This is a genomic window from Solilutibacter tolerans, from assembly GCF_900155935.1.
Classification (GTDB): Bacteria; Pseudomonadota; Gammaproteobacteria; order Xanthomonadales; family Xanthomonadaceae; genus Solilutibacter; species Solilutibacter tolerans.
Map to the genome: position 1 here is coordinate 374491 of NZ_FTLW01000002.1, position 15040 is coordinate 389530.

The 15040-nt window shown below is 63.0% G+C and carries 14 protein-coding genes; 8 read left to right on the forward strand and 6 right to left on the reverse strand.

Annotated elements, in window-relative coordinates; all coding sequences use genetic code 11:
* Positions 1–199: 199 nt before the first annotated feature.
* The gene (gene polA, locus BW989_RS04915; RefSeq protein ID WP_076585927.1) at positions 200–2959 is read right to left on the reverse strand and encodes a DNA polymerase I; all 2760 of its coding nucleotides are present in this window, start codon (positions 2957–2959) and stop codon (positions 200–202) included.
* A 129-nt stretch (positions 2960–3088) separates the two neighbouring features.
* On the opposite strand from polA, the gene BW989_RS04920 reads away from it, so the two are divergent.
* The 7 genes from BW989_RS04920 to BW989_RS04945 all read left to right on the forward strand — a co-directional run bounded on the left by BW989_RS04920 (position 3089) and on the right by BW989_RS04945 (position 6710).
* A complete protein-coding gene (locus BW989_RS04920) occupies positions 3089–3445 on the forward strand; it encodes a DUF3667 domain-containing protein (RefSeq protein ID WP_165688555.1) in 357 nt (118 codons plus the stop codon).
* Between the two features lie 5 nt (positions 3446–3450).
* Positions 3451–3705: a hypothetical protein gene (locus BW989_RS04925; protein ID WP_129582817.1), complete on the forward strand. Its 255-nt coding sequence runs from the start codon at positions 3451–3453 to the stop codon at positions 3703–3705.
* Positions 3702–3872 carry a hypothetical protein gene (locus BW989_RS12565; RefSeq protein WP_165688556.1) on the forward strand — a complete coding sequence of 57 codons (171 nt, stop codon included), beginning with the start codon at positions 3702–3704 and terminating at the stop codon, positions 3870–3872. The genes BW989_RS04925 and BW989_RS12565 overlap by 4 nt, the downstream gene beginning before the upstream one ends.
* Positions 3873–3892: 20 nt before the next feature.
* Complete coding sequence (locus tag BW989_RS12570) at positions 3893–4303, forward strand: hypothetical protein (protein ID WP_165688557.1); 411 nt, start codon at positions 3893–3895, stop codon at positions 4301–4303.
* A gap of 32 nt (positions 4304–4335) precedes the next feature.
* Positions 4336–5541, forward strand: a complete 1206-nt coding sequence (locus BW989_RS04935) for a TPM domain-containing protein (protein WP_076585935.1) — start codon at positions 4336–4338, stop codon at positions 5539–5541.
* The gene (locus BW989_RS04940) at positions 5525–5818 is read left to right on the forward strand and encodes a DUF2782 domain-containing protein (RefSeq protein ID WP_076585937.1); all 294 of its coding nucleotides are present in this window, start codon (positions 5525–5527) and stop codon (positions 5816–5818) included. The genes BW989_RS04935 and BW989_RS04940 overlap by 17 nt, the downstream gene beginning before the upstream one ends.
* A gap of 118 nt (positions 5819–5936) precedes the next feature.
* On the forward strand, positions 5937–6710 hold the full coding sequence (locus BW989_RS04945; RefSeq protein WP_076585939.1) for a hypothetical protein: 774 nt from the start codon (positions 5937–5939) through the stop codon (positions 6708–6710).
* Positions 6711–6932: 222 nt separating this feature from the next.
* Here BW989_RS04945 and uvrD read toward each other — a convergent pair whose 3' ends face one another.
* The gene (gene uvrD, locus BW989_RS04950; protein ID WP_076585941.1) at positions 6933–9107 is read right to left on the reverse strand and encodes a DNA helicase II; all 2175 of its coding nucleotides are present in this window, start codon (positions 9105–9107) and stop codon (positions 6933–6935) included.
* 53 nt (positions 9108–9160) lie between these two features.
* Here uvrD and BW989_RS04955 point away from each other — a divergent pair, with 53 nt between their 5' ends.
* On the forward strand, positions 9161–9856 hold the full coding sequence (locus BW989_RS04955; protein ID WP_076586473.1) for a glutathione S-transferase N-terminal domain-containing protein: 696 nt from the start codon (positions 9161–9163) through the stop codon (positions 9854–9856).
* Positions 9857–9865: 9 nt separating this feature from the next.
* On the opposite strand, the gene BW989_RS04960 is transcribed toward BW989_RS04955, so the two are convergent.
* The 4 genes from BW989_RS04960 to BW989_RS04975 form a co-directional block, all read right to left on the reverse strand.
* Positions 9866–10498 carry a TIGR00645 family protein gene (locus BW989_RS04960; protein WP_076585943.1) on the reverse strand — a complete coding sequence of 211 codons (633 nt, stop codon included), beginning with the start codon at positions 10496–10498 and terminating at the stop codon, positions 9866–9868.
* Between the two features lie 75 nt (positions 10499–10573).
* Positions 10574–12079: a GAF domain-containing protein gene (locus BW989_RS04965; protein WP_076585945.1), complete on the reverse strand. Its 1506-nt coding sequence runs from the start codon at positions 12077–12079 to the stop codon at positions 10574–10576.
* The gene (locus BW989_RS04970) at positions 12057–12632 is read right to left on the reverse strand and encodes a biliverdin-producing heme oxygenase (RefSeq protein WP_076585947.1); all 576 of its coding nucleotides are present in this window, start codon (positions 12630–12632) and stop codon (positions 12057–12059) included. Before BW989_RS04970 ends, BW989_RS04965 begins: the two co-directional genes overlap by 23 nt.
* The gene (locus tag BW989_RS04975; protein ID WP_076585949.1) at positions 12629–14986 is read right to left on the reverse strand and encodes a S9 family peptidase; all 2358 of its coding nucleotides are present in this window, start codon (positions 14984–14986) and stop codon (positions 12629–12631) included. Before BW989_RS04975 ends, BW989_RS04970 begins: the two co-directional genes overlap by 4 nt.
* Positions 14987–15040: the final 54 nt, after the last annotated feature.

Consider the following 15040-nt stretch of genomic DNA (forward strand, 5'->3'; position numbering starts at 1 on the left):
GGGGAGGGATCCGGTCCCTATGATCAACTCCAGGGGAGGGGAGCGATCTGCGGCAGACGTTGCATCTGCCACGGGTGATAGTTGAGCATTCCGCACATGGATGATTCGTGAACCGCTCCGTTAAGAAATAGTTGGGTTTTTTGCGGATTCAGTCATCGTTCAAATAGGCGGCAAGGCCATGCCGCAACGATAGATTTGATCAATGCGCCTCGTCCCAGTTTTCGCCGGTTCCGCTATCAACCACTAACGGAACGCGCAGTTGCGCAGCCCCGGCCATGCGGGTGGTGACGGCCTCCGTCAGGGTGGGAACGAAGGCGGCATCGACCTCGAACACCAGTTCGTCGTGGACCTGCATGATCATCAGTGCGTGATCGCGATGCTCGTTCAGCCAAGCATCGACGGATACCATCGCGCGCTTGATGATGTCGGCGGCGGTGCCTTGCATGGGCGCATTGATCGCCGCACGCTCGGCGCCCGCCCGCTGGGCTTGGTTGCGTGAGTGGATGTAGGGCAGGTACAGGCGTCGGCCGAACACGGTTTCGACGAAACCCTGCCCGCGTGCCTGCCCGCGCGTGCGTTCCATGTATTCGCGCACGCCCGGATACCGGCTGAAGTAGAGCGCGATGTAATCCTGCGCCTCGCCGCGCGGCACGCCGAGCTGCTTGGCCAAGCCAAATGCACTCATGCCGTACATCAAGCCGAAGTTGATCGCCTTGGCGGCGCGGCGTTCGTTGGCGGTGACCTCATCCATCTTGCGGCCGAACACTTCCGCGGCGGTGGCGCGATGCACGTCGTCGCCAGATTCGAACGCGCGCAGCAAGGCCGGGTCTTCGGACAGGTGCGCCATGATGCGCAGCTCGATCTGCGAGTAATCGCAGGCCACCAGCTTTCGACCCGGCGGCGCAATGAAAGCACGACGAATGCGGCGGCCGTCCTCGGTGCGAATCGGGATGTTTTGCAAGTTGGGATCGCTGGAGGCCAAACGCCCGGTCGCCGCGCCCGCTTGGTGATAACTGGTGTGCACGCGACCGGTATCCGGATTGACCATCTCGGTCAGCTTCTCGGTGTAGGTGCTGCGCAATTTCGCCAGCCCGCGATATTCCAAGATCACCCGTGGCAGCTCGTGTTGATCGGCGATCGCTTCCAGCGCCTCCTCGTTGGTCGAGGGTGCGCCGCTCGGTGTCTTCACCAGCGCAGGCAGCTTCAACTCATCGAACAACAACGCGCCCAGCTGCTTGGGCGAATCCAGGTTGATGGTGCGGCCGGCAAGTTCCGTGGCCTTCTGTTGCGCTTCCAGCATGCGTTTGCCAAGGTCGGCGGATTGGCGACGCAACTCGGCGCTGTCGATCATCACGCCGTTCGCTTCGATGCGCTCCAGCACCGGCACCAGAGGCATTTCGATGTCGCGGTACACGCCTTCGAGCGCGCGCACCTCGGCCAGTTGCGGGGCCTGCGCGCGATACAGGCGCAAGGTGATGTCAGCGTCTTCCGCGGCGTAGCGGGTGGCGTCTTCGACCGCCACTTCGGCAAACGAAATCTGCTTGGCGCCTTTGCCGGCCACATCACTGTAAGGAATGGTGTCGATGCCCAGCACGCGCTTCGCCAGTGAATCCATGTCATGACGCTGGCTGGAATCCAGTACGAAGCTCTGCAGCATCGTGTCGTCGGCATAGCCTTGCACGTCGATGCCGTGGCGGTGCAGCACGTGCAAATCGTACTTGCCGTGTTGGCCGACCTTCGCCTTGTGGGCATTAACCAAGGCAGGACGCAATGCCTCCAGCACTTCGTCTATCCGCAGTTGCGCGGGCGCCCCCGGCGCGCGATGGGCGAGCGGGATGTAGCAAGCGTGACCCGGCTCAACGCACAGGCTGATGCCGACCAGATTGGCCTGCATCGCATCCAGGCTATCGGTTTCGGTATCGAAGGCGAAGCGATCGGCAGCATCGAGTTTCTGTAGCCACGCATCCAATTGTTCGCGCGTCAGCACCGCTTCGTATTCGCCGGGCTTGGACAGCAAAGGATCCAAAGGGCCTGTTGAAGTGGCCACGGGAGCCGCAACGAATCCGCGCGCCGGCGTGGGCAGTTTTTCTTCGCTCGCGACTGCGGCCGGTGCACCGCCATCGAGTTCCTTCAGTGCTTGATTGAAGCCGTATCGCGCATAGAGCGTGCGTAGCGCTTCGGTGTCGCGCTCACGCATGGCGAGCGCATCGTAAGCATCCGGCAGCGCGACATCCGTGCGGATGGTGGCCAGCTCACGGTTGAGCGGCAGGCGGTCCACCACCGCACGCAGGTTGTCACCCACCTTGCCCTTGATGTCGGCCGCGTGCGCGATCACGCCATCGAGCGATCCATATTCCCCGAGCCATTTCGCGGCGGTCTTTGGCCCGCACTTGTCGACGCCCGGGATGTTGTCGACCTTGTCGCCGACCAGTGAGAGGTAATCGACGATGCGCTCCGGCGGCACGCCAAATTTCTCGATCACCGCGGCATCGCTGTCCAGCTTGCTGCCGCTCATCGTGTTGACCAGCGCGACCTGCGGGCGCACGAGCTGCGCCATGTCCTTGTCGCCGGTGGAGACGATCACTTCCACGCCGGCATCGGCGGCCTGCAAGGCTAGCGTGCCGATGACGTCATCGGCTTCTACGCCCGATTCGCGCAGGATCGGCAGGCCCAGCGCCGTCACGATCTGCATCAACGGCTCGATTTGCGCGCGCAGTTCATCCGGCATCGATGGGCGATTGGCCTTGTACTCCGGGTCCAGTGCATCGCGGAAGGTCGGCCCGCTCGCATCCATCACGAAGGCGATGTAATCCGGCGCCTCCTTCAGGTGCGCGCGCAACATGTTGACTACGCCAAACAAGGCGCCGGTGGGTTCGCCCGCCGCGTTAGTGAGGGGGGGCAGCGCGTGGAAGGCGCGGTAGAGGTACGAGGAGCCGTCGATCAGCACGAGTTTCTTCATACAGTGATTCTAGGCGCTCGGGCTTAGATCGCGACATCCGTTCCCCCACCGGAGAGGCCGATGCAGGAGCAGCCGGCTGCAGCGCCGCAACGCCCAATGCCGCAAGGCGCTGCTGGACCCAAGCAGCCCGTGCGGCTGGACAGCGCGTACTTCGATGTCGCGGTGTGCCGCGATTGCGCCGCGCCGCTTGAAACGCCGTTCTGCGGGCAATGCGGGCAGAAGCGTGCCCGCCGGCTGGGCTGGAAGGATCTGCGGCTGGAGACGTGGCAACACTGGCGGCTGTTCGAGATCAGCTCGGTACAGACCTTGCGGCGCTTGATCACACAGCCGGGCTACGTCGCACGTGAATACGTGATGGGGATGCGCAAGAAGCACATGCATCCGCTGAAGCTGCTGGCGTTTCTGGTGGTCATTCTGATTCTGGTGATTTCAAGCAACAGTTTTTTGAGCATTTGCAGTATTCAAGCCGTGCAGATGAAGAAGTGAACCTGATGTTCCAGAAGGTGCAGGCCTATGCGAACTGGAGCTTCACCACCGGCATAGACGCGATCTTCATCGCGTCATGGGCGATCTATCGGAACCGGCTGGGCTACAACAGCATCGAACATCTCGTGCTCGCTGTTTACTGCCAGATATTGATCCTTGCCGCGATCATTCTGGCCTTGTTGCCGTCGATGCTGTGGACGGATCCCGCAGCCGTGCGCACATACAAGACGTTTTCAAGCTACTTGCTATACATGGAGTGAAGCTGGCTATTGTCGCGGTGGCTTTCCGTCAGTTCTTCCTGGTGGACTTGCGGCGCGAATGGCCTCGCTTGGTGGCGTCTTTGTTGATCTATCTCGCGGCCAGCTGGGTGTTGCTCCGCGTGTATGCGTATTTCGTGTTGATGATGGTGCGGATGCAATTGGACTGATGCCAAACAAGGAGGATGCGATGCGTTTACGGAAAACCGGCCAATTGACCATGAGTCTACTCACGCTTTCCCTCATGGTCGCGTGTGGCGGCGGGGGAGAGGGTGGCGCCGGAAAAAGCACCGCCGCCGAGCCGCCGGATCGCGAATGGACGGATGCGGCAAGAATCGAGGAAGTGGCCTCAGCGCTGCAGGCGTGCTCCTGCGGCGGCAAGACCGAGCAATTGCAGCCGTCTGCGCTGGGGGGAGCCGCACCCGGCGACTGTCGCAGCATGGTCGACAAGATCATGGGCTTCACCGGTCTGCCTGCCAACTTCGTGGTCACCTCGGGCCCGGTGGAAAACGCGGCGGCGCTGATCATGCTCGACAGCCAACGCCAGCCCAAACGTGTCATCGCCTTCAACCCGATTTCATCCAGACCTCGCAACGGCTGACGGGCGGCGATCCGTGGGCGCCGGTCAGCATCATGGCGCACGAAAGCGGCCATCACTTGTCGGGCCACACGATTACCTCGGGCGGCAGCCGTCCGGCGATCGAGTTGGAGGCCGACAAGTTCAGCGGCTATGTCCTGTATCGCATGGGCGCCACGCAAACCGCCGCGACCAAGGCGATCATGGCGCTGGTGGGCGAGAAGGGATCGCACACGCATCCGGGCCGCGCCGAGCGCGCCGATGCGATTCGCCAAGGCTGGGCCGAAGCCTGTCGCCAGGCGGGTGGTGAATGCAGTGCGACCGCCACGACGCCACCCAGCCCCGCGGCCACGCCTTCGCCGCCACCGGTGACGGCAAGTTTGCCCACGCCAACGACTAATGCCGTGCCGTTCAAGTACGGGCGCTTCGTGGTGGATGAAACCGGCAAACTCGACGCTGCGGAACTCGCCAAGCTGGATGGCAAGCTGCGCGACATCGCCCGCCAGCACGGCACCGAGCTCGCCTTCCTCGTCGTGAACGACCTGCACGGCATGAGCGCGCAGGACTATGCATGGGCGATGCTGCGACAGTTGCGCATCGGCAAGTTGGACTTGGGCAATGGCGGCGTGATCGTGGTCGCGCCGGCACAGGGGCAATCCGCCTTTGCATTCGCGCCCGGCGTAGCGAAGTTGCTGGAATTCAATGACCCGCTTCGCCCGATTGATCGCTGGATCAAGGAAGATTGGCCGATGAAATGCATGGGCAGCGATCCCGATGCGTGCCATCGCAGCACCAGCTTGCTGGTGCCGAGCGACTTCATGCTCAATCGGCTGCGCGAGCTCACCTGGCAGATTCGCTACGACAATATCGACGACATCATCAAGGATGCCGATGCCCGCCGCTCGCTGCGCAAGCAAGGAAAAGACCCCGATCAAAGCATGGACCAACACCTGGGGTCACTTGTGCGATTCACCGCCACGGTGACCGACCCGAAGGGCAAGCCGGCGTTCCTCAAGATCAACGAACACATCGTCAAGGACGGTCGCTGGCAGGGCGTGCTGGTGAAGACACCGGAAGGGCGCGAAGTCACGCTCTACCTGCAACCGCAAACGGCGACGGTGATGCCGAGTGGCGCCCTCCAAAAAGGCAAGCGCTACACCTTCGTGGGGCAGCTGCACAGCTCGGGCCAATTCACGACCGATCAAGGCGTGATGCAAGGCAACGTGCAGCTATGGGGCTTCAGCTATGACGTGCTCGACTAGCACGCGCATCAAGAGCATCGCGGTCGTGATCATGGCCGCGTTACTGGTGGCGTGTGCGACATCGCCCGCTGTGCCTGAGGGCGCGGAGCGACAGCCACGCTTGGAAGCCAACAGCGATCTCGTCGAAGAATACCGAGTAGGCAGCCTGTTGCGCATGGTCAAGATCACGCCGGCACGAGGCGTGCCGTATTACCTGATCGATCGCAACGGCGATGGGCGCTTCGAGCCGCCGCAGGATGTGATACGGCCCGTGTACATCCAACTCTACAGCTGGTGAAAACCTTCTCGCAGATGAACTGTTAAGCGCCTTCACCTAACGACAACCAAATTTGCACGTGCTCGCGACGTGGCGTTCGGGAAAGTAGCAAGCTCCCCCCAAGATCGGAGCTAGTGCGATGACGAATGAAACACGTGACATGAACCGCGATCCCATCACCGGCGAGCCCGGTTCGCATCCGGTCGGTACCGGTGTGGGCGCCGCAGGCGGTGCAGCCGCGGGCGCGGTGATCGGCTCCCTCTTCGGGCCGATTGGCACCTTGGTCGGTGGCGCGATCGGTGCCGCGGCCGGTGGCGCTGCAGGACACACGGTGGCCGAAGGCGTGGACCCGACGGGTGAAACCGAATATTGGCGCAACACCTACACCACCCGCCCGTACTACAACAGCCAGTACAACTACGAAGCCGATTACGCGCCGGCGTATCTCTACGGCAACAGTGCACGCACCCAGTACGCAGGTCGTGAATGGGACGATGCGCTGGAAGCGGATATCCGTCAGGGCTGGGAAGCCACCAAGGCCAAGTCGCGCCTGAGCTGGGAAGAAGCCAAGGACGCCGTGCGTGATGCCTTCGACCGCAGCGACCGTACCTATCGTGCCTATGATGCGACGGATCGTTACTACGCCGACCGTTACAGCCAGGCGGATTACTACAAGGCCGATTACGGCTACGAAAGTGACTATCGCCCGGCCTACCGCTACGGCACCTTCGCGCGTGCGCAGCAAGAAGGCCGCGAATGGGATGATCGCCTCGAAGCCGATCTGGAACGCGGTTGGGAGCAGGCCAAGGGCACGTCGAAGATGGCATGGAACGATGCCAAGTACGCTGTCAAGGATGCATGGCACGGCGTCGAGCGTGTGCTCCCCGGCGACTTTGACCGGGATGGGCGCTGAGCCACGGTTTGCGCGCCATTGGCGCGAGTGGCGAAGCGCGGGCCGAGCGCTGCGAGGCCCCGGACCGCTAAAGAGCCACGGTTTGCGCGCCATTGGCGCGCGTGGCGAAGCGCGGAGCCGAGCCCTGCGAGGCCCCGGACTGCTGAGCCACGGCTTTCGATAAGCCAATCGTTGCACTGAAAAACAAGGGCCGCGCAAGCGGCCCTTGTCTTACCCGGAAGATCACATGATTTGCAGGTTGGCGTAGGCCAGCACCAGCCACTTGCTGCCCGCTTCGTCGAAGTTCACTTGCACGCGCGCATGTGCGCCATTGCCTTCGATATCGGTCACGGTGCCCATGCCAAACGTCGCGTGACGCACGTTTGTGCCGAGCGCGATGCCCGGCGTTTCGATGGGCGCATGACCGGCGTTGCGACGCGCAGGTGACAAGTACGGCCGGGCGACCTTCACCTTCGGGCGAATTTCATTGAGCAACGCATGCGGGATCTCGCGCAGGAAGCGCGAAGGCAGTCCCATCATGTCCTGTCCATGCAGGCGGCGTGTTTCCGCGTGTGACAACACCAGCTTCTGCCGTGCACGGGTGATGCCGACATAGGCCAAGCGGCGCTCTTCTTCCAGGCGTCCGCTCTCTTCAACGCTGCGTGCATTGGGGAATAGGCCTTCTTCCACGCCGGCGAGAAAGACCAGCGGAAATTCGAGGCCCTTCGCGCTGTGCAGGGTCATCAACTGCACGCCTTCTTCGCCCGCATCGGCCTGGCCTTCGCCGGCTTCGAGTGCGGCGTAGGCAAGAAACGCGACGAGCTCCGTCAGCTGTGCGGACTCCTCGTCATCGCCTCGGTTGAAGCGGGAGGCGACGCTCACCAGTTCGTCCAGGTTGTCCACGCGGGAGTCGATGCTGCCCTTGGATTCGCGCTCGTAGTGCGCACGCAAGCCCGAGCGCACCAGCACGTGGTCGATCTTGTCCTGCAGGTTGAGATCGACGCATTCATCGGCCAATTGCTCGATGAGCTGGACGAAACCGGCGAGGGCGTTCTTGGCGCGGGATGTCAGCGTATCCCCATGAATCGTGAGTTGCGTCGCCTCCCACAAGGGCACGCCAGCGCCGCGGGCGGTGCGCCGCACTTCATCCATTGTTCGCTCGCCGATGCCGCGGGTCGGCGTGTTGACCGCGCGCTCAAAGGCGGCGTCATCCACACGCGAGGCGATCAAGCGCAGATAAGCCAGCGTGTCCTTGATTTCCATGCGCTCGAAGAAGCGCATGCCGCCGTACACGCGATACGGAATCTGCTCGGCCAGCAGGGTTTCTTCGAATACGCGGGACTGCGCGTTGCTGCGATACAGGATCGCCGCCTCGCTCCAGCTACCGCCATCATTTACCCACTGGCGAATGCGCTGAATGACATAACGCGCTTCGTCGATCTCGTTGTAGGCGGCGTAGAGATCGATCGCCTCGCCTTCGCCTGAGTCCGTCCACAACTGCTTGCCGAGGCGATCGGGATTGTTGGCGATGACCGCGTTGGCGGCATCCAGGATGTTGGCGGTGGAGCGATAGTTTTGCTCCAGGCGAATGGTGCGCGCGCCAGGGAAGTCCTGCAGGAATTTCTGCACGTTCTCCACTTTCGCGCCGCGCCAGCCGTAGATGGCCTGGTCATCGTCGCCCACCACGAAGACATTGCCGGTGTCGCCCGCGAGCAGGCGCACGAAGCCGTACTGGATGGCGTTGGTGTCCTGGAATTCGTCGATCAACAGTTCGCGGAAACGCTGGCGGTAATGCGCCAGCAAGGCCGGGGTGTCGCGCAGTAGTTCGTGCGCACGCAGCAGGATCTCGGCGAAATCGACCAGGCCCGCTTGATCGCAGCGCTCTTGATAGAGGGTGTAGGTTTTCAGCATCACCTCGCCCCATTCGTCGCCGCTGGGTTGGATGTGATGCGGGCGCCGGCCTTCGTCTTTCTGCGCGTTGATCCACCACGCGATCTGCTTGGGTGGGAAGCGCGCTTCGTCGAATTCCAGTTGCTGTACGACGCGCTTCACTAGGCGCAACTGGTCATCGCTGTCGAGGATCTGGAAGCCCTCCGGCAACTTGGCGTCTTGCCAATGCAGGCGCAGCAGGCGATGGGCGATGCCGTGGAAAGTGCCGATCCACATCCCGCGGCCGCCATTCGGCAACAGCGCATCCGCGCGATGTCGCATTTCGCCCGCGGCCTTGTTGGTGAAGGTCACCGCCAGAATGCCGTGGGCCGGCACGCCATGGACTTCGTTGAGCCAGGCGATGCGATGGGTCAGCACGCGGGTCTTGCCCGAGCCCGCGCCTGCGAGGATCAGCAAGTGGCCGGGCGGGGCGGAAACGGCTTCGCGCTGGGCGGTGTTGAGGCCGTCGAGCAAGTGGGAAACATCCATCGGCTCATTTTACGCATCGGGCTAGACTGGAGCGCCCACCCTGGATGCACGCGATGATTGACCTGTATTACTGGCCCACACCGAATGGCCACAAGATCACCTTATTTCTCGAAGAGGCCGGCCTCGACTACCAGATCAAGCCGGTGAACATTGGCAAGGGTGCGCAGTTCGAGGCGAATTACCTGCGCATCTCGCCCAACAACAAGATGCCGGCCATCGTCGATCACGCCCCCGCGGATGGCGGCGCGCCGCTTAGCGTGTTCGAATCCGGCGCCATCCTGCAGTACCTGGCTGACAAGACCGGGCGCTTCATTCCCAGCGATGTGCGCGGGCGCACGACCACGCTGGAATGGCTGTTCTGGCAGATGGGCGGGCTAGGGCCGATGACCGGACAGTACGGGCATTTCCACGTGTACGCGCCGGAAGCGATCGACTACGTCAAAGAGCGTTATGCGCGCGAAGTGGATCGCCTGCTGGGCGTGCTGGACCGGCGTCTGCAGGAAGTCGACTACCTGTCCGGTGGCGACTACGGCATCGCCGACATGGCGACGTATCCGTGGATCGATGTGTATGCGCGCGCGCCAATCGACCGCAGCGCCTACACCGCACTGGCACGCTGGCATGACGCCATCCGCGCGCGCCCGGCGACCGAGCGCGCCTACGCGCGTGGCGCGGAGGTCAATCCTGACGCCGGCAAGCCACTATCGGATGAAGAGAAGCGCGTCTTGTTCGGTACCAAACCGGCCTGAGCGTAGCGGTCAGTGGGCGTGTTCGCGCTTGCTGGCCGCGTTAGTCATCAGTTTGTCGGTGTAGGCGATGCCGATCGCCGACAGGATGAAGAGGCCATGGATGATCGCCTGCCACATCACGCCATCAGTGGACACGGTGGTGCAGGTCTTGCCGAGGTAGGCCGGCACTTGCGCCGCGGCCGAGGCGGCAGACGCGAAGGCCGCCGTGGTGCCGCATAGGGGCATGTCGCCGAGCGTGCCGGCCTCGATGAAGGTCTTGAGCAAGTGAATGGAAGAGATGCCGATGATCGCCATCGCCAGCTTCACCTTCAGCACGCTCGCGTTGACATGGGACAGCCATTCCGGCTGGTCCGGGTGGCGTTCAAGGCGCATGCGCGAAACAAACGTTTCGTAACCGCCGACGATCACCATCATCAACAGGTTGCTGATCATCACCACGTCGATCAGGCCGAGCACCACCAGCATGATTTGCTGCTCGCCCCAACCCACCGCGTGGGTGACCAGGTGCAGCAGCTCCTTGAGGAACAGGAACACATACACGCCCTGTGCCACGATCAGGCCCAGGTACAGAGGCAGCTGCAGCCAACGTGAAGCGAAGATCAGGCGCGGCAAGGGGTTGAGCTGTTGGCGGGCATCAGTCATCGGTGCGGGGAATCAGTGCAGGAGGCGCGAGGTTAGCCGCTGCTGCCGTGCGGGACAACCGTGGCCTTGCCCGCATCAGGACGCCGAAGGCAGGGTCTGCCGCAGCAGCATGGCGGTGGGTTCGGCGTCTTCCAGGTCTTCGCGGCTCCAGGGCTGTGCCTGCGCGCTGACCATTTCGCGCCAGATGTTGAAGCTGCGTCGCGGAGCCAGGCGCACGCCGTCATCGGTCGTGACCAGATGTTTGACCGGCTCGCCCGCCCAGCTGACCTCGCCTGATTCTTCGCGGCGTAGCAGCAGCACCGAGCGGCCGTCGGTCAGGCGCATGCCCAGAAGGCCCGCGTGGCCTTCCGATGCGGCATCGCCCATCCATTCGCTGGCGACATGGCTGGCGGCGACGTCACCGGGTTGTGCCTCGAACCAGGTGCGGGCGGCATCGAGCGTGGTCGCCGTCACGGCATCGCCGACCACGGTGATGTCCTGTGGCGTCACCAGCACGGCGGCATCGGCGGGCACGATCTCTTGCAGCTCCGGCAACAATTTCGCCAGATACGCGGAAGGGTCATCCACCGAAGCCAGCGCCCGCAACATCTCGGTGCGGATCGCCCGGGCACGGGTCTTGCGTGTCGCGGATTTGAGATGTTGCATCGACGTCACGCGTAGCGAATAGAACATGCCGAGCAAATCTGCAGCCGTGCGATGCCGTGGCGGCAGCTGCCGGGGCGTGCGGTGGTGGCAGGCGACCAGTCCCCACAGGCGGTCATCGACGATGATCGAAATGGACATCGAGGCGGCCATGCCCATGTTGCGCATGTATTCCAGATGCACGGGCGAGACGCTGCGCAGGCCGTGCATCGAGAGGTCGAGTGGTGCACCGTCGTGTACGACGGCAGGCTGGATGGGCGAAGGCACGTAATCGGTCGATGCGATCACCCGCACGCGATTACGCAGGTAAAGCGCACGCGCCTGTGGCGGGATATCCGATGCCGGATAGCGCACGCCGAGGTATGACTGCACACCCTCGGCCAAGGATTCAGCGATCACTTCGCCCGTGTCATCGTCGAGGAAGCGATAGATCATCACCCGGTCGAAGCCGGTGAGCAGGCGGACTTGCCTGGCCATTTCATCGTGCAGCTGGGATTCGGTCGCCTGCGCATCGGTCAGACGGACGATCATCTCGTGCGCCAGTTCGCCTGCGGACAGCGACCGGCTGTTCACGGGCTGTGGCTCGACCTCCAGATGCGCGAGCCCTTGCGCCAAGTGCAGGCTGACATCGCAATAGCGGGCCTGTGCTCCGATGTTGGCACTGCCGACGTAACGCGCGAATGCCCCATCCTGTAGGGCGGCGAGTTCGGCCACGGAAGAGGGCAGCTGGATGAAGTCGTCGATCGGTTGCCCGATCAACTCGGAGGGGTCGCATTCGAACAGCTGGCCACAATTCGCGGACACGTGGCGGACGATGCCGCTGGTGGGGTGGCAGCTGAAGAGATAACCGTGTGGCTGGATGCCGCCACTGAATTGGATCGGCTCGTTCGCGCAGGCTACGGTAGCCTGTGCGATCTCACTTGCGGTCCTGTCCTTCATCCACATCCCCGGCTGAGCCCATCGGGTCGAAGCATGATGCCGCCAGCGCGAAGGTGTTGCGTGCAGAGGCGATCACTGTTTTGAAATCCGAAGTCGCCGGATCATGCTGGGCCAAGGCCTGCATCAATCGCGGCCAATGGGTGATGCCGCGGTCCACATGATGGGTCAGAAACGTGGCGCCCGACGTAGCGTGGTGACCGAGCGCCTCGGCTTGGCGCAGCAGCAGGCGTGCGCTGAGCGCGGAGCCCTCGATCACGTAGCGTACGCCAAGGCGCGCATGAGGGTCGAGGATGTCGATACCGCTGGGCAATGACGCAGAGCGTGCATCGAGGGCAAGCAGGTCATCAGCAAGATGCTGTCGATGTATGGCGTATCCGACATTCAGCTGTTCATCGCGGTTGCTGAGTGCCGTCAACAGCGCATGCATGCCGCGCAGATAGCGCCGGTAAGCCGCTGCATCTTGCAGCCCGTGCGGGAAGCAGCCGTCGACGCGGGCGTGATCGACGGCCGTGGCTTCGCGCAAGCGGGTATGGGCGGCGGTGCGCGGTGTCATGGGCTCAGGGGGGCCGGTACTTTGATTTCGTATTGCTTCGGCGGCTCGGCACCCAAGAGGTGTTGGACAAAGTAATCCCAACGACGACGCATCACGTAGTAACCATCCTTGCCGAAGCCGTGGCGTGCGTGCGGCAACATCAACAAGTCGAAATCCTTGTTGGCCTTCATCAGCGCATCCACCACTTGCAGTGTGGTCTGCGGCGGCACGTTGTCATCCATCATGCCGTGGATGAGATAGAGCTTGCCCTTGAGGTTCTTCGCTCGCGAGGCGTTGTCCTGGCCGGTGTAGTTGGTCTTGCCGTCGGCTTTCTTTTCCATCAGGCCGTGGTAGCGCTCGGCCCAGTCGTCTTCGTAGGTCAGGTTGTCGTGGTTGCCCGACTCGGCGATGCCGACCTTGAAGAAGTCCGGATAGGTGAACATCGCGGTGGCGGTCGCGTTGCCGCCGCCCGAGTGGCCCCACATGCCGACGCGATCCAGGTCGATCCACGGATATTTCGCACCCAGTTGCTTCATGCCGGCGACCTGGTCAGGCAGGGTGTTGTCGATCATGTCGCCGTAATACGCATCCTGGAAGGACTTGCTGCGTAGTGGCGTGCCCATGCCGTCGATGGCGACCACGATGAAACCGAGCTCCGCGAGCGCTTGATGGTCGATCTGTGCAGTGGCGAAGCTGCGCGTGCGGATCGAGCCGACCTGCGGGCCCGGGTAGATGTAGTTGATGATCGGGTACTTCTTCTTGCTGTCGAAATTCGACGGCTTCCACATCATTCCGTAGACGTCGGTCTTGCCGTCACGACCCTTGACCGTGAACTTCTCCGGTGCGCGCCAGCCGGCGGCTTCGAGGCGCTTGGTGTCAGCGCGTGCGATTTCCTTCACGCTCGCGCCGCTGTCCAGGTTGCGCAGCACCGTTATCGGCGCCGCGCTGCTGGTGGAATAGGTGTCGATGAAGAAGCGGCCCTCATCCGACAGTTGCACTTTGTGGTCGGCATCTTCGGGGGTGAGCAACTGCACGTCGCCGCCATCAAGGCTCGCTTTGTAGAGATGCGAGAAGTACGGATCACGGCCAGCCTCGCGGCCCACGCCGGTGAACCACACCGTGCGCGTGGCCGGGTCGAGGCGCACGACCTTGGTCGCATTCCAGTCGCCGCGCGTGACCTGGCGCTTCAGCTTGCCGCTCGTGAGGTCGTGCAGATACAGATGGCCCCAGTCGGATTTCTGGCTGAACCACAGGAACTCGTTGCTCTCGGGCAGGTAGCGCCACATCACTGAATCGAGTGCCGGTGCGCTCTGGTACTGGGTGGCGACGGTTTCCTTGAACACCTCGCGGATCGTGCCGGTCGCGGCATCGGCCACCCGCAGCGTGGCGGACTTGTGGCCGCGATCGGTGCTGACGAAGGCGAGGGTCTTGCCATCCTTTGCCCACTGCACGTCTTCCCAGCCGTCGCTGCATTCGATGTCGTCGCTGCAGGTAGAGCGGTGCTGGTCAGCCGGCATCTTGAGGCGAACCAGCTTCGGTTTGTTGCCGGTCAGGTCGATGATGACGCGCTCGATCAAGGTGATGTGCTCATCGCCCACGAACGGGTACTTCCATTGCTCGACCTTGGGCGCACCCACGCCGGTCGCGACCAGCGTCATCGTGCTGGTCTTGCGCTGGTCCTGCTGGAAGGTGGCGATCTTGTCGGAGCCCGGCGACCACACCAGGATCGCGTTGTCGGTGTGCTTCCAGCCCGCGTTGTCGGTGGCGTAGCCGTAGTCGGTGACGCCATCGGTGGTCAGCGGGGTTTCCTTGCCGCTGGCGATGTCGCGCAGCCACAGGTTCCAGTCGCGAATGAACGCTTCGCGCTTGCCATCCGGCGACTTCACTGCCGGGCCGTCGCCCTCCTTCTGCGCGGCCTTCGGTTGCTTGGTGCACACGGCATCGCGCTTGCAGTCGTAGTCGTCACCGCCGAAGTTGAAGCGCAGGCCATCATCAGCGAGACGCAGGCCACGAAGACGCGCGGCGAAGGTATCGGCATCGACCGGTTTGCCGCTGGCTTCGCCCAGGGCTTTGGCGAGCGATGTCGCATCGGCGAGATCCACGGGCTGGCCGCTGGCGGCATCGAATCCCATCAAGCGGGACTTGCCGTCACGGGTTTCCACCCACAAGACGCGATCGCCGTTTTGCCACGCCAGCGACTGCGCCGCGCCATCGACCAAGGGGTTGAGTTTGTGCGCCAACATCGATTCGGCGCGTGCGTAATCCTCGGCCGTGACCTGCTTGGGTGCGTATGGTGTCTGCGCGTGGCTCATGGGAGCGAAGAGGGTGAGGGCAAGCACCGAAGCGCAAGCTGAGAGTCGAGCGGGATTGGGCATCGGGGCATCCAGTGTCGGCCGCGGAAAACCCCGATGCTAGCGCGGTCGGGTGAT

Coding starts and splice junctions, on each gene's coding strand:
- BW989_RS04955 (WP_076586473.1), top strand. CDS start 9,161: ATGATTGACCTGTATTACTGGCCCACACCGAATGGCCACAAGATCACC.
- BW989_RS04960 (WP_076585943.1), bottom strand. CDS start 10,498: ATGACTGATGCCCGCCAACAGCTCAACCCCTTGCCGCGCCTGATCTTC.
- BW989_RS04970 (WP_076585947.1), bottom strand. CDS start 12,632: ATGACACCGCGCACCGCCGCCCATACCCGCTTGCGCGAAGCCACGGCC.
- BW989_RS04945 (WP_076585939.1), top strand. CDS start 5,937: ATGACGAATGAAACACGTGACATGAACCGCGATCCCATCACCGGCGAG.
- BW989_RS12570 (WP_165688557.1), top strand. CDS start 3,893: ATGCGTTTACGGAAAACCGGCCAATTGACCATGAGTCTACTCACGCTT.
- BW989_RS04965 (WP_076585945.1), bottom strand. CDS start 12,079: ATGAAGGACAGGACCGCAAGTGAGATCGCACAGGCTACCGTAGCCTGC.
- BW989_RS04940 (WP_076585937.1), top strand. CDS start 5,525: ATGACGTGCTCGACTAGCACGCGCATCAAGAGCATCGCGGTCGTGATC.
- uvrD (WP_076585941.1), bottom strand. CDS start 9,107: ATGGATGTTTCCCACTTGCTCGACGGCCTCAACACCGCCCAGCGCGAA.
- BW989_RS04935 (WP_076585935.1), top strand. CDS start 4,336: ATGGCGCACGAAAGCGGCCATCACTTGTCGGGCCACACGATTACCTCG.
- BW989_RS04925 (WP_129582817.1), top strand. CDS start 3,451: ATGTTCCAGAAGGTGCAGGCCTATGCGAACTGGAGCTTCACCACCGGC.
- polA (WP_076585927.1), bottom strand. CDS start 2,959: ATGAAGAAACTCGTGCTGATCGACGGCTCCTCGTACCTCTACCGCGCC.
- BW989_RS04975 (WP_076585949.1), bottom strand. CDS start 14,986: ATGCCCAATCCCGCTCGACTCTCAGCTTGCGCTTCGGTGCTTGCCCTC.